This window comes from Bacillus sp. FJAT-42376 (genome assembly GCF_003816055.1).
GTDB lineage: Bacteria > Bacillota > Bacilli > Bacillales > Bacillaceae > Metabacillus_B.
The window spans coordinates 3243605-3258328 of record NZ_CP033906.1 but is presented as its reverse complement, the minus strand read 5'-3'; the positions used below and the strand labels follow the sequence as shown (position 1 = coordinate 3258328).

Genomic DNA, 14724 nt, shown 5'->3' with positions numbered 1-14724 from the left:
CATCCGGGAAGGCCTTACTTGTTACCTGCTAATTAAAGTATCATCCATGATAACCTGGTACTTATCAACTCTTGGAAGAGCATCCATTTGGTCAATAAGAACACTCGGATCGTGAGTTACGGAAAATCTCGAAGCCTGGTTTTTTTGTATAACGGGATCTTGTATATAATCTTTAAGCGCCTGAGCACGGGTGATAGAATTCTGCCTGATTGCATTGATTGTCAGGCTATCCCGAGCGAATATCCCTCCATTAATGTTGAAAATAGAACCCACTCCGTAAAGCTCAGCGGCGCCATCCGTATAAAGGAAAGCATCAATGGGTTCAATTTGGTCACGATCCTTAAATTCGTTAATTCTGGAGACAGATAAGTCTCCATGTGACATAACGACTAGCTGTTTACCCTGTATCCCTTTTATGTTTGTATTAGAGATAGAGGTTTTGCCAAGTACGTATATAGTGGAGTCTGCGAGTACCTCATCGTCCTCAATTGTTTCGGGCTTTCCGGAAGCATTTGTCTGATTTCCTTTTATCGTAAGATTGCCGGTTACGAAAAGATTGCCTGATAGTTTTAATGGAGTGTCAGTGCTTGCTAATATTTCTAAGTCTCCGTTTACAATCATCCATTTTTCATCGGCAAGCTCAAAGCTTGTTTGAATCGTTAAGGGCACAAGGTTTTTTAAAATGTCGTAGTTTTTAAGTCCCTTTTTCTTTATATCTGTATAAATAATGTTCTGTCCCTGACTTTTATTAATAATATTTATTTCACTTAGGTTGGTTAGCTGATCATCTATTAGTTTTAAAGAATTGGAGCATGATCCTTTAGATGGTACAGGTAGCGCTGAAGGAAATAGCCATGCAAGTAAATTTGTTTCACAAGGTTTTACTAATTTTGAAATAGCAGCTGAAATAGCTTCTTCGGATTGAAAGGCGCTCTCTGTAAAATCATTGACTGAACCGACCCTGTTCAGGATCTGGGCGAGGGTATTTTCAAAATTTACGGGAATGTAATCCTCTGTATCCTTTTGAAAAACAGTGTTGGAATTCTCCTCAAAATACGTTTTTAATAGGGTATAGTCAGATAGATTTGTTTTTCCGTTAATGCTTGTTCGAATAATTGCTTTGCCATTAACCTTAGGATATCTGGTGTCCTTGGAAGAAGGTAATCCGTTAACGGATGAAGCGTCATAAAATTGGGCTATATTTTTTGTTTGTAATTTATTTGTATAGATATTTCCATTAAATTCCGACGCACCATTCAAGTACATTTCTCCATTAGGCCCGGTGCCGGCTGCGTAATTTAAAAAAGATGGAGTGGGAGAAAGAAACACTTTTTTTGTGACGGTTTTTTTCCGGTTCCCATCTTTTGCTGTATAGGAAAATTCATAGGCTCTTGTTAAATACTTAGTAGAATTTATTTTATATAGTGTAGCTAAATCTGCTATTTTTAATGGATTATCCTGGCCGGATATTGAAGTGCTCTGCAATAAATCTGATTTTAATGTACCAAGTCTTGTGTTAATAGCTGCAATATCCGTTACACTGGTTAGCTTGAATTGCGATTGATCCGTTACTTTATTTCGAAACTGGGCAATGACCTCATTTAAAGCTCTTGATGCTTTCGCTGTAAGCTCAATGTCCCCCACCCTTATTTCCGTTCGTTTCGTTCCTCCGAGGGACCCTGCTACTATAGTCAGCCCGAGTACAGTGAATACAAGGGAAACGACCATTACGGTTAGTAACGCCTGACCTTTTTGATTTTTTAACATACTCGTTTCCTCCAAGCTTAGAATCCAAATTGGCTTTTAAGTGTCATTGGTTTAACCGTCATATTTTTTTCTTCGGTAAAGTTAACATTCTGAATTTGAATCGACATTTCTATTAGTCCGGATTTGCAGGAATCAGATCCGTCTGTTGACTTTTCAATACAGAAGATATTTGCTGATTCTTCTGGCCTGACAGGTACAAGTAATTCGTAGGGAGATTGTGTAAGAATGGCAGTTTCTTTATTTCCATTTTGATCAACTATTTTCTTGACCTCTTTACCAAAAATAAAAGTTGTTGTTGTGATTTCTGAAGAATCCTGCTCAATAAAAATTCCGTCCTTGTTCTCGATTGATTTGTTTTGAACAAAACGCAGGCATGGGGTACCATTTTGCTCTGAAGAACATATTTCAGCTTTGTCGATTTTCGACTGATTCACTACATCTAATAGGTCGGACAGCACATAATCAGCCTCATCCCGCAATTGAACCTCTACACTGGTTTTTTCATAGGTTTTAATACCCATAATAAAGACATTATAAAAAACCGTTATCACAATTCCTGATACCAATAACACGGCCAAAACCTCTATCAGTGTCATCCCACGGTCATTGTTCCATTTATCAGCGGTTTTTTTCATTGGCAATGTACCCCTCTAGCTGTGTTTTAGTATTATCCCATGAAACAATCACTTTGACGGGGATCAATGAATTCCGCAGTTTTTCATCAGAATGTCTTTTAACTTCAACCTTTACCGAAAACTGCCGGTTATTTAATTTCGGAGAAAAATTTAATGCACATCTTGTTGTTTCTTTTCCATTAAGCGTGATCTTCTCTGTTTGATTCAGTACCTTTTCTCCATCTGCCAGCGTATCCTTTTCACAAGAAGGGGATTCAATGACCGTTGCCCCGGTCTCTTTCACATAAAAACTATTTATATTACTAAAGCTTTGCTGTTCCATATAATTAATCATGTTTCGGGCTACATAAATGCCAAGTGTTTTATCTTCATTTTTATTGGAAAAATTTAATGCCTGATTGAAAAATTGCAGCATTCCGATGGTCAGGACACTGAAAATAGTAACGGAAATAAGCACTTCTATTAATGTAAATCCTTTTTGATCGGAAGAAATAATTCTCTCAAACATTGGATTCCCTTCTTTCAAATTCAATAAGTTTATTATACAATAAATGAAAGTCGAATATTGTCCAATTCAGGGATTTTTTTACACGTTTAATTGATTGATAGTTCTTTATGCATGAATCTTTCGGCTGGGGTGATAAATTGGATTTTATTAGTTGGAATTTTATTTTGTACTTACTTGCAGGTTTGCTGATTTGGGTTCCTGTATTTCTTTTAATCCCTTTCCCATTAAGATCGGAAGGAAAGTGGCTGATTACAGCAGTTTCATTTTTATTGGCTTTGCTGTACATAGCGGGATCTCAGGTTATGCCTATATGGCAGTCTGTTCTCGTAACAGCATTATTGCTTGGAATGGCAGCCTATTTTATTCATCAAAAAGGGGCAAAATTTCTTGCTGCTGAGGGTTATGATCATACAGATGAAGATCTGTATGAAGAATCTCCTTTCGAAAGAGAAGAAAGCAATCAGTATCCTGAGTATGAGCAATTTCATAATCAGAATCATGATGTAAAAACAAACGAGAATGAAATGATTGAACTTGATTGGTTTGAAGAAAAACCTGATGATCAGGAGCGTAGCCTCGTGGAAGATGAAAGTGAAGAAATTCTTGAAACCGACTGGTATATTGAAGAATCTTCTTCAAGCGAGGGAGAATTTACTGACAAAACTGAAACTTCTGTTCCATCTCACTCTGATCCAGAGTTATTGGAAGAGTGGTTCGAGAGTCATCCTGATGAAGAGGAATCCGGTGTTCCAGCTGATGAAGAAGACTTAAATTCATTAAATGGCCGAAGCTTCTTAGAGGAGATTTTGGAAAATAATTTTGATCAGGAAAAAGAGGAGAACTTATACGATAACCTCGTTACCGAGGAGGGAACCTCTTTAAATTCTATATCAGAAGAAGATGCTGTTTTAATAAAGGAAATTGCTCCAGCAAGTGATGCTGGCGTTTTAATGGAACTTGCAGGTGATCTGGAAATAGACTTCACCAATGAAGAGGAAGAAGCAGAGAAGAAAGAAGCAGAAATAACCTACGAAGAAATAAACGTTTTTGCCTCTAAGTTAGAAGAGGATGCTGTTAAGGACGATCTTCCAATTTATGATTTGGACTTGGATGTATTTGAACTAATTACAAATAAGCCCATTTCTGACGAAGAAGAACTTTCTGTTGGAAAAGCGGCTGAAGAAGAATCTGTCATGGCATTTGATTCTGATAGTAAACCTGCTGAAGAGGAATTTGAACAAGAGGAGGCTGTTGAAGAAAAAGCAGCTGAACTGCAAATTCCTGAACTGTATGTTCAAGATATCGAAGAAAACACTGACACTGGCGATTCGGGAGATGCTTATGAAGAGCGAGAATTAGTGGAACAACCTCTTGAAGAAGCAGTATCTATTCAGAAATCGATGCCGGATGAATTTCTGGAAGTTTTATATAATCAGCTTCTAGAGTTAAAAGAAACTACTCCTGGCTATGAATTTAATGCGATAATGGATAAGGTGCTGACTTCTACTATAGGAATCCGGGAATATTTTGTTTTTGTGCAATTATATTTAACTTATTTAGAGGAAAAGGGACAGGAAATAGAATTTCAAAATGTTTACATGGAAGCAATGGAATATCTGGAATCCTATCCATACTTAAAAGAACAGCTATCCTGGACGAATAAGCAGCAACAATGAATCTATTAATCTATTAATCTATTGGATGTGGTGAATGATGAAAAAAAGTATTGAAATAGTCGGATTGCCAATCGTTTGTATTACTGAAGGAACAGAGGCTGGAGAAGTGAAATCTTTGGTAATCAATCCGGAAAAGGGAACGGTTGATTTCCTTACGGTTGAACATGCAGAGTGGCAGGTAAGTGTTAAAGCGATTCCATTTAAGAAGATTGTGGGAATCGGAGAATATGCGGTAACAATTGAATCAGAAAATTCTATTATTGATTTAAACGAAATTCCCATTGCTAACCAGCTTGTGAATAAGCGGATTAAAATAAATGATACTCGTGTTATGACTCGGAAAGGCCAGTTATTAGGAGAAGCAAAGGAATTCTTTGTTGATGAGGATAACGGATTAATTCTTGGACTCCAAATCGGCCATAAGGAAAAACAGGTGACCATTGCATCAAGTGATGTAATGACCTTCGGGAAGGATATTCTTGTCGTAAAAGAGGATGTTCATTTCCATTCGGCACCAGAGGAATTGGCAGGGCAAAACGCTGTCGAGCCAGAAGAAATTGTTGCAATAACCATTCCTGTATCAGAAATGCCTGCTCCAGCTCCTGCAGAGCCTGAGATTGTGTCAGAACCTGTATTTACGCATGAGCCTAAGTCTATGGGATATGCGTCCCAGCCGATGAATGATATTAAAGAAAAACAGCTTCAGCTTCTTGAAGGCAAGAGAGTTTTAAAAGATATTTATACGAAATCGGGGCATATTCTGGTGAAAAAAGACAGCCTACTTACAGCGGAAGCGATTCGCCATGCTCAAGAAGAAGGTCCCGGAATTATTGTTGAATTATCAATGAACGTTGAAATGTGAGGAGTAATGTATTGGTGAGAAACTCAAAGCTTTTAAAGGTATTCCTCGCCCTCCTTATTTGTACCGCCTATTTGACTGGGTTTTCCTATGCAGGTGAAGCTGTGTGGGATTACCTGAGTAATGGTGACCGGTTTAAACCTAACACGCAAATTGCCTCCATAGATATATCGGGTCTGCCTCAAAGAGAAGCAGCACAAAAAGTAGAGGACTCCATAAAGGATTGGCGCAGTGCTAATCCAATAAAGCTGACTTTCCTCAAGCGGGAAGAAATTCTTCCGGAAGCAGCCATTCAATTTAAAGTAGATGAAAGTGTTCGCAATGCAGCAGATGGCCAGCCTTCCCAGCTTGAAGTTTCTTTGGACAGCATGCTCGTTGATCGTATTTTAGCTGATTTAGCTTCAAATGACGCCGCTCAAATTGATATGGACCAAATTAAAAAGCAGTTAACAGATTCAGTTGCAAAGCTTGAAGCTGGACTGCACTATAATTTAGAAAAATATGTTGCAGGTGAAGAGCAGATTATTCACGAGGCAAGTTTGCCTGTCCCTGTTGACGATCCGGAAATACTCAAGTTTGTCAAATCCAATCCTTCAATAAAAGTGAAAGCATTATCCCAATGGTCCCTAGTGGAGCAATTCCCCGAAGCAACTAACCAAGATTCGCTCGGAATGATCGCTTCAGCTGTTTTTAAAACGGTGCTTGGAACAAATTTTGTTGTTGTAGAAAGGCACACAGGAGTAGTTGCCCCGCCTTACACCGATCCGGGATTTGAGGCAAAGATTATCCCTAAAGAAATGGATTTAAAAATTTTTAACCCAAATCAGACAGATTACACTCTCGTTTTTGAAATTTCTGGAGAGAACCTGACGGTTAAGATATCCGGGAAACCTCTTTTATACAAATATGAACCGGTTATTCCGGAACCTGAGTATTTCCCTTTTAAACAAATTATTCGTTACAATACTTCTCTTTCTGTAGGTGAAGAGAAAAAAATCCGCGATGGTGCCGATGGAATTTTAGTGAAAGTGACAAGACGGATAACGGACCATCAAGGTTATCCGCAGGGGATTGAAGAAATCGCAGAAGATTTTTATCCTCCAATTCATGAAATTCTTGAAAAGCGCTATTATCAGCCGATTGAAGTAGTAGATGAGGTTATTAATAATTTATTAAATCCTGTGACGGGTTTACCTGAAGGGGTCGCTGTGCCAGCAGGGCCTTTGAACCCTGACAGCCTGCCGGCTACAGAAGAACAGCAGCCCCCTGCAAGTGCAAGTGAGCAGCCTGCTGATGAAACAAATCAGTCTGAGGAAGAGAAAGCTGTTCCAGCTGAAAATACGCAGCCTGAAAAGCTGCCGGAAGCACTTGGTGAAAATACTGCTTCAGAAAAAGAGCCCATTGAAAAATAAAACAAGCGGGGGCGAATGAATTTGACCACAACCCGTAAACGGCTAGGCGATCTTCTTGTAGAAGCCGGCCTCATCACGGAAGAACAGCTGAATCAGACTCTTTCAGAAAAGCAAAAAGGGCAGAAGATTGGGGACGCATTAGTAGAGAGAGGATTCATGACGGAACAGCAGCTGATTGAAGTGCTGGAGTTTCAGCTTGGAATTCCTCATATCAGTCTTTATAGATATCCGTTTGATCAAAAAATTATGAATATTGTCCCTAAAGAAATGGCAAAACGAAACCTGGTTATTCCTCTTAAGAAAGAGGGAGACAAGCTTTTCGTTGCCATGGCTGACCCAATGGATTTCTATACAGTGGACGATTTGCGCTTAGCGACTGGATTCCAGATTCAAACGGCGATTGCTTCCAAAGACGATCTTAATAAAGCTATTGCAAAATATTATGAATCTGATGATAGTATGTCAGACTTTTTGGATCAAATATCTGTTGAAGAAAAAGTAGAGGAAGATACGATTACCGGAGATGATTCCCCAATCGTCCGCATGGTCAATCAGATCCTGCAAAGTGCTGTTCAGCAAAAAGCAAGTGATATTCATATTGATCCGCATGAAACAAAAATATTGATCCGCTACCGTGTAGACGGGGTTCTGAAAAATGAACGGACGCTGCCAAAACACATGCAAAGCGTCCTGACAGCCAGAATAAAAATCATGTCGAATCTTGATATAACCGAGCATCGGGTTCCTCAGGATGGAAGGATAAAAACCGTTATAAACTTGAATCCATTGGATCTGCGTGTTTCTACACTTCCCACTGTTTATGGCGAGAAAATTGTTATGAGGATTTTGGATTTAGGCAGCACACTGAATGATTTGGACAAACTCGGCTTTAACAGTCTGAACCTTCAGCGATTTAATAGTCTAATCGAACAGCCGACCGGCATTGTCTTAATAACGGGGCCAACGGGATCAGGTAAATCATCCACTCTCTATGCGGCCCTTAACAGGCTTAATAGTGAGGCGGTAAATATTATTACTATTGAAGACCCTGTTGAATATCAGCTGGAAGGGATCAACCAGATCCAGGTCAATGCCAATGTGGGAATGACGTTTGCAAAAGGACTTCGATCGATGCTACGTCAGGATCCGAATATCATTATGGTCGGGGAGATCCGTGATCGCGAAACAGCAGAAATTGCTGTAAGAGCCTCGCTGACCGGGCATCTTGTGCTGAGCACGCTTCATACTAATGATTCGCTTGGTACGGTTACCCGTCTGATTGATATGGGAGTAGAACCGTTTCTGGTGGCGTCCTCCCTGACAGGCGTCGTGTCTCAGCGGCTTGTCAGGAAGGTTTGCCGGGATTGTGCAGAGGAGCAGACTGTGACAAAGCGGGAAGCAGAAATTTTTGCCCGCAGAGGACTCCGCATTGAAAAAACAGCTAGAGGCAAAGGCTGCGGGATGTGCAACATGACTGGCTATAAAGGAAGAATTGCCATCCATGAGCTTTTAATGATTGATGATGAGATGAGACGGCTCATTTTAAACAACGAACCGTTCTCTGTCCTTCGTGATTTAGCAGTGAAAAACAAAACCATCTTTTTGATTGACGACGGCCTTTTAAAAGTGAAGCAAGGGCTTACGACAACAGAAGAAATTCTCCGGGTTGCGATGCCGGAATAAAAGGTGAAGGCCTAAATGAAAAATCAAATTGATTCCATTTTAACAACTGCCTACGAACGCCAGGCGTCTGATATTCATTTATCTGTTGGCGTGCCACCTGTCCTTCGAATAAATGGAGACTTGGTTAAAATGGGGGATAAACCTCTAATGCCGGCTGATACGGAAGGTATGGCCAAAGCGATCATTTCGAAAACAAAATGGGTTCTTTTTGAAGAAAAAGGGGAGCTGGACTTCTCTTACGGTATTCCCGGTATTTCAAGATTTCGGATCAATGCCTTTAGACAGAGGTCTTGCATCTCTCTCTCAATTCGAATTGTACCAAGAACTATTCCATCGATAGATTCAATGGAATTGCCTCCGATTCTAAAAGATATGGTGGATAAGCCCCATGGACTCTTGCTTGTAACCGGTCCGACAGGCAGTGGCAAGTCTACTACACTTGCTGCCATGATTGATTATATGAATAAAACAATCCGCAAACATATCATTACACTTGAAGATCCGATTGAGTATTTGCATAAGCATCAAAAATGCGTGGTTGAGCAAAGAGAAGTCGGGTTTGACACGACTACATTTGCAGCAGGGCTAAAAGCTGCATTGCGGCAGGACCCGGATGTGATTCTGGTCGGGGAGCTTCGCGATTTGGAAACCATTCATACAGCGATTACTGCTGCGGAAACCGGGCATCTGGTGCTGGCTACGCTCCATACATCGTCGGCATCTACGACCATTGACCGAATGATTGATGTGTTTCCAGCCAATCAGCAGCCGCAAATCCGGCTTCAGATTGCATCTGTACTGATCGGTGTAGTGTCTCAAAGACTATTTCCGACCGCCAACCGTAAAGGGAGAAGAGCGGTAACTGAAATATTATTGAATAATTCAGCTGTTGCCAATCTGATTCGCAATGAAAAAACACATCAAATTCCAAGTGTAATCCAGACAAGCCGTGCACAGGGAATGCATTCGTTTCAAAGCAAGCTTGAAGAATTTGTGAAAAGCGGGATTATTGAAATGGAAACCGCATTGCCATATATGCAGGGAGCGGTGGAGTAATGGGAAGATATCAATATGAAGGCCGCGACAAGAAGGGCAAAGTGAGCGGGAAACTGACCGCTCCGTCTAAAAGAGAAGCTGTTTTGAAGCTTGGTGAGTCAAATATCAGGGTTACGAAGCTAAACGAAGTACCGGAAACCTTTTTGACTAAGGACATCAGCATCGGCAACCCAGTTAAGCTTCAGGATTTCGTCATTTTTCTGCGTCAATTCTCTACGCTTCTGAAAGCGGGAATATCAGTTGTTGACTCAACAAACATTCTCGCAAAGCAAACCGAAAGCAAGCCGCTTCGAAGAGCCCTTGAGCAGATGGAGGAAGATATGAGGTCAGGAAATCCTCTATCTGCCGCATCGTCCAAGCACAGCAAAATATTCTCGGGTATGTTTGTTAATATGATTCGAGCTGGTGAAGCGAGTGGAAACATGGATGAGACGCTTGAAAGGCTTGCTGAACACTATGAAAAACAAAACAGGACAAAGCAGAAAATCCAGTCCGCACTTGCCTATCCAATGGCCGTTGCTGTGGTTGCGGTTGGAGTAGTAATTTTCCTGCTGTTATCTGTTGTGCCTACGTTTGTTACGATGTTTGAAGGGTTTGGGGCAGAGCTTCCTGTTATTACGCAGGTTGTGCTCAATGCCAGTAATTTTATGCAGGTTTACTGGTGGGTATTGCTCATTCTATTCGCCCTTTTAACAGCAGCCTTTTTAGTTATGAGGAAAACCCCAGCAACTCGCTACTATCTGGATTTAGTGGCCTTAAAGCTGCCGGTTTTCGGGAAAATGATTCAAAAAGCTGTCCTGGCCCGAATGACAAGAACCTTGAGCTCTCTTTTTTCAAGCTCGGTCCCGATTCTGCAAGCTATGGGCATCGTTGAAAAAGTTGTGGAAAATGAAGTCATTGCAAAAGTCATTGCCGAATCAAAAATATCACTGGAAAATGGCTACTCCATAACGGATCCGATGCGTAAGCACTGGGCTTTCCCCCCGCTGATCACACAAATGATCGCAATCGGCGAAGAAACCGGTTCACTTGATTCAATGCTCGGGAAAGTAGCCGACTTTTATGAAGAGGAAGTGGAAACCAGTACAGACCGACTAAAATCAATTATTGAACCCCTAATGATCGTACTTCTGGCTGGAATTGTAGGTACAATAGTCATAGCGATAATAGTCCCGATGTTTGATATTTTTAATCATGTCAAGTAAAAATATTTGTCAAAAATATCTATCGTAATGCCTAATGGTATTGTATAATAAATCTAGTGAATTGGGTTAAATTTACTAATTAAAATTAGGGGGATACCTGTACCATGTTTAAAAAAATGTTTAAGAATCAGCGCGGTTTGACACTGATTGAATTGTTGGCTGTTGTCGTTATCCTTGGAATTATCGCTGCAATCGCTATTCCGGCAATCGGCGGAATTATTAGTAATTCAAAGAAGGATGCACATATTGCAAACGCACAGCAGATGGCTAACTCTGCAAGAATGCACATTGCCGCAAACAAGCTGGAAGTTCCTACTACTATTTCATTGCAGTCTCTATTAGATGATGGACAAATTGAAGATATTAAAAATCCAAGTGGTAAAGGATACAATCTAACAAGTTCCGTTGTTGCGGTTACTAAAAATACAAATACAAAGGCCCTTGAGTTTAGAGTTACACTGATTAGCGATGCTACAGCCAACCCGCCTACGTACATTAATGCAAAAGAAGTAAAAACACTCACTAGAGAAGACATTACGAGCCCATAAAAATGATAAGTCCTCCCCCGGGAGGACTTATCCATTCAAACTACCACCCCACCTAAACCCTAAATCCCAACAAGAAGGTGAACCATCATGATTCTCCCATTCATCATCCATACATATCTCTTTATCCTTGGAGCGGTTCTTGGTTCTTTCTTTAATGTTGTCGGTATTCGTGTTCCTGAAGGACAATCCATTGTCCGTCCCCGTTCGGCTTGTCCAGGCTGCAGTCATCAGCTGTCTGCGAAGGAATTAGTGCCGATTTTCTCCTATTTATTTCAAAAGGGTGCTTGTGCAAACTGCAGAAAACCGATTTCACCTATTTATCCACTTATGGAACTTCTTACGGCTATTCTTTTCACGATATCACCGCTTTTGGTGGGATGGTCAAAGGAATTGACGGTCGCTCTAACTCTTATCTCTCTATGCTCAATTATTATGATATCTGACATCCGCTATATGATCATACCGGATAAAGTGCTGCTTGTTTTTCTCCCGCTTTTATTAATTGAGCGAATTTTTATTCCTCTCCATCCTTGGTGGGATCCGATTGCGGGTCTCCTGTTAGGCGTTTTTATCCCGTTCGTCATTATCCTTGCAAGCCGGGGAGGTATGGGAGCGGGGGATATGAAGCTGCTTGGTGTGCTTGGAGCAGCACTTGGATGGAAGCTCGTTCTTCTCGCATTCTTTCTTTCCACGCTTTTTGGGACTGTTGCCGGTTTGTTCGGAATGGCGGCTGGAAAAGTAAAGAGGGGAAAGCCTTTTCCTTTCGGACCATTTATTGTTCTAGGGGCCCTTGTTTCTTATTTCTGGGGTGAAAGATTGATAGACTGGTATGTATCGGTATTCATATTCTTTTAAATTCTCCCGGATTAACCGGGTAATTTTGACAAAGGAGCTTTTGCATGAAACTCTCTCTATTCCGTCCCAGAGCATCTGTAGCCAATTTGCTTTTTACCGACTATTCTATTCAATACCTTGAGCTCAAGTCTTTAGATCCTTTGGAAATCAGCGGATTTGGAGAGCACTTTCTTCCAGAAGGGATCATTAGCAACGGCCGGATTCAGGATTATGATAAGCTTTCCCTGATTCTTGAAGAATGCAAGCAGGAATGGTCGCTTAAACGGAAAAAAATTAGATTTATTGTACCGGACTCATTTGTTGTTGTGAAAAAAATAGAAGTTCCAGATGATATTCTAGAAGATGAGATGAAGGGATATTTATACACAGAGCTTGGAAATAGCATTCATCTCCCTTTTGAAGATCCTATATTTGACGTGCAGATTATTGACCGTTCCGGTAAAAGCAGGGATGTTTATTTATTTGCAGCTCCAGAAGCAGCGGTTCAGGATTACGTCAGGTTTTTAGATCAGCATCGTTTATTGGCTGCTGTGGCCGATATCTCCCCGCTCTGTTTATTTCGACTTCATAACAAATTGCAGGGAAATAAACCTGGTTTAGTAAGCAGCCTCCTCATTCAAACCAATATGAAATCAGTGACGTTCTCGATTTTCAAGCAGGATGAATTGCTCATGATGAGAAGTCTTCCGATTGCTGTTCAGATTAAGGATTGGGATTGTCAATATTTATCCGCATCTGGTGAGTATTTTAAACTTACCCATAAAACTCAGACCAATGAGGAAGTCTTATCCGTTTTTGAAGACAGTCTGCGTGAGATTGAACGGGTTATGAATTTTTATCAATATACTCTCAATGAGGGCAAACGCAAAATTGATAGAGTCTTCTTGGCGGGTGACCATCCTTTAATGAAGGAGCTTTCAGAAAAAATTACGGCTGCAGCAGGAATGCCTGTTGCGAGTATTTTAAAAGAGTCGATTTATACACTATCAAATGAGGCATTGCCCGGGAAATTTGACGTTTTGCTAGGTCTTGCGCTAAAAGAGGTGGAATAGCATGCTTGCCGAAATTAATTTACTGCCTGAAAGAAAGCGTAAAAACTATGCTTCACTTATGGTAATGGGGCTGCTGGCACTTACAGCTATTTTGTTATTATTGTTTATGCAAAATCAATTCAACTCGGAAGAAGCTGAGGTTCAGCGTTTGAAACAGGAGGACCTGAATCTTCAGGAGCAGTTGGCTGTTACAGCTGAGACTGACGGTGCTGAAAACGGAAGTGCCTTTACCACGCTGGCGAATGCTGTCACTTGGACAGAAGATTATCCGGTTGAATTTGTTCCCATTATGGAGGACCTGAAATTGAAGCTGCCGAATAGCGGCTACTTTCAATCACTTGGTTATACAGAAGCAAATAAATTAACCCTTTCTATTCATTTAGAGGAATCGAGAGAAGCAGCATTCTATTTAAACCGTTTAAAAGAGATCCCTTATTTTCAAACAGTGAAGCTGACGGAAATGAGTACACAGGAACAGGTCAGCCTGGCAAATGCAGATGAGGAAGCATCAGCTTCATTGAAGACGCAAAAGCCATACCTGGCTACTTTCGAATTGGAGCTCAATCGTGCGAAGTGGAAAGAAATACAGAGTAAGGGGGAGAAGAAGGATGATTCAGTTCAATAGGAAGCATCTCATTGCTGCTGTCTTATCCCTTGCGATTCTCGGGGGCGCCTATGTTGCTTTTCAATCTCTAATCCTAGGCCCGATCACCAAGCAGCAGGATTCTTATCAAAAAAACATTGCAACTTCTGAAGAGCTTTTATCTCCAACGAGCACGAGTGGAGGAGCGAATGCTATTCTTAATCAGTATTCTCTTGCTGAACTGCAGATGGAGGTACCGAATAATCGCTTTGAAGAACAGTTGCTGCTGGATTTAGAAAAAGCTGAAACACTATCAGGGAGTACCGTTAAATCGGCCTTGTTTTCTGATCAGGATTTTACGGATCAAACAGCAGATCAGAAGAAAGAAGAAGAAACTGCAGCTGCCAGTTCAACTGCGGAGGAAGAGACGTCCGGTGCGCCTGCAGCTGACGGCAGTTCCCGGGAAGCTTCGGCCGGCGAGCCGGCAGCCGATCTGCCAGCCCTTCCAGCAGGAATGAAAAAAGTATCCATTACTGTCAATTTGGAATCAGAAGACTATAGCGGAGTAAAAAGATTTTTAGAAACATTGGAGTCTTTAAAGAGAATCACTCAAATTGAATCAGTAACAATTACGAACACTGAATCGGCTGTTAAGGAAGAAACTGCCGATGTCCCGCTTAAATACGACGTCATCGTCTCTGCCTACTATATGCCGGATTTGGAGGAACTGAAAGATCAGCTGCCGCCATTCCCTCATTCTGATCCCGGGAAAGTCATCGATCCATTTGAAACGCCTTCGGACGAAAACATTGGCGAAACAACCGAATAGTTGGCGAAAACCTTTTGGAACAAGACGACAAATGTCTTGTTCTTTTTTAATTTTCC

At 41.0% G+C, this 14724-nt stretch carries 14 protein-coding genes; 11 read left to right on the top strand and 3 right to left on the bottom strand.

Annotated elements, in window-relative coordinates; genetic code table 11:
- Positions 1 to 21: 21 nt before the first annotated feature.
- From CEF21_RS16395 to CEF21_RS16385, 3 genes are read right to left on the bottom strand one after another with little or no spacing between them, the layout of a single operon-like run.
- Positions 22 to 1767 (bottom strand): hypothetical protein, encoded by a 1746-nt coding sequence (locus CEF21_RS16395; RefSeq protein ID WP_123918213.1) that lies wholly within the window; start codon positions 1765 to 1767, stop codon positions 22 to 24.
- Positions 1768 to 1784: 17 nt separating this feature from the next.
- A complete protein-coding gene (locus CEF21_RS16390) occupies positions 1785 to 2402 on the bottom strand; it encodes a PilW family protein (RefSeq protein WP_123918211.1) in 618 nt (205 codons plus the stop codon).
- Positions 2386 to 2910 (bottom strand): type IV pilus modification PilV family protein, encoded by a 525-nt coding sequence (locus CEF21_RS16385; RefSeq protein ID WP_123918209.1) that lies wholly within the window; start codon positions 2908 to 2910, stop codon positions 2386 to 2388. The genes CEF21_RS16390 and CEF21_RS16385 overlap by 17 nt, the downstream gene beginning before the upstream one ends.
- Positions 2911 to 3047: 137 nt before the next feature.
- On the opposite strand from CEF21_RS16385, the gene CEF21_RS16380 reads away from it, so the two are divergent.
- The 11 genes from CEF21_RS16380 (at position 3048) to CEF21_RS16330 (ending at position 14668) form a co-directional block, all read left to right on the top strand.
- Positions 3048 to 4586, top strand: a complete 1539-nt coding sequence (locus CEF21_RS16380; RefSeq protein ID WP_123918207.1) for an O-antigen ligase family protein — start codon at positions 3048 to 3050, stop codon at positions 4584 to 4586.
- A gap of 37 nt (positions 4587 to 4623) precedes the next feature.
- The gene (locus CEF21_RS16375; protein ID WP_123920327.1) at positions 4624 to 5448 is read left to right on the top strand and encodes a PRC-barrel domain-containing protein; all 825 of its coding nucleotides are present in this window, start codon (positions 4624 to 4626) and stop codon (positions 5446 to 5448) included.
- Between the two features lie 14 nt (positions 5449 to 5462).
- The gene (locus CEF21_RS16370) at positions 5463 to 6857 is read left to right on the top strand and encodes a VanW family protein (RefSeq protein ID WP_241156882.1); all 1395 of its coding nucleotides are present in this window, start codon (positions 5463 to 5465) and stop codon (positions 6855 to 6857) included.
- 15 nt (positions 6858 to 6872) lie between these two features.
- Positions 6873 to 8540, top strand: a complete 1668-nt coding sequence (locus tag CEF21_RS16365; protein ID WP_123918203.1) for a GspE/PulE family protein — start codon at positions 6873 to 6875, stop codon at positions 8538 to 8540.
- Positions 8541 to 8555: 15 nt separating this feature from the next.
- Positions 8556 to 9596 carry a type IV pilus twitching motility protein PilT gene (locus CEF21_RS16360; protein ID WP_123918201.1) on the top strand — a complete coding sequence of 347 codons (1041 nt, stop codon included), beginning with the start codon at positions 8556 to 8558 and terminating at the stop codon, positions 9594 to 9596.
- Positions 9596 to 10801, top strand: coding sequence for a type II secretion system F family protein (locus tag CEF21_RS16355; RefSeq protein WP_123918199.1), 1206 nt, complete (start codon positions 9596 to 9598; stop codon positions 10799 to 10801). Before CEF21_RS16360 ends, CEF21_RS16355 begins: the two co-directional genes overlap by 1 nt.
- 104 nt (positions 10802 to 10905) lie before the next feature.
- Positions 10906 to 11349 (top strand): prepilin-type N-terminal cleavage/methylation domain-containing protein, encoded by a 444-nt coding sequence (locus tag CEF21_RS16350; RefSeq protein WP_123918197.1) that lies wholly within the window; start codon positions 10906 to 10908, stop codon positions 11347 to 11349.
- Between the two features lie 87 nt (positions 11350 to 11436).
- Positions 11437 to 12204: a prepilin peptidase gene (locus tag CEF21_RS16345; protein ID WP_123918195.1), complete on the top strand. Its 768-nt coding sequence runs from the start codon at positions 11437 to 11439 to the stop codon at positions 12202 to 12204.
- 44 nt (positions 12205 to 12248) lie between these two features.
- Positions 12249 to 13256, top strand: a complete 1008-nt coding sequence (gene pilM, locus CEF21_RS16340; RefSeq protein ID WP_123918193.1) for a type IV pilus biogenesis protein PilM — start codon at positions 12249 to 12251, stop codon at positions 13254 to 13256.
- A 1-nt stretch (position 13257) separates the two neighbouring features.
- The gene (locus CEF21_RS16335) at positions 13258 to 13881 is read left to right on the top strand and encodes a hypothetical protein (RefSeq protein WP_123918191.1); all 624 of its coding nucleotides are present in this window, start codon (positions 13258 to 13260) and stop codon (positions 13879 to 13881) included.
- Entirely contained in the window at positions 13865 to 14668 is an 804-nt protein-coding gene (locus tag CEF21_RS16330; protein WP_123918189.1) for a hypothetical protein, read from the top strand. The genes CEF21_RS16335 and CEF21_RS16330 overlap by 17 nt, the downstream gene beginning before the upstream one ends.
- Positions 14669 to 14724: the final 56 nt, after the last annotated feature.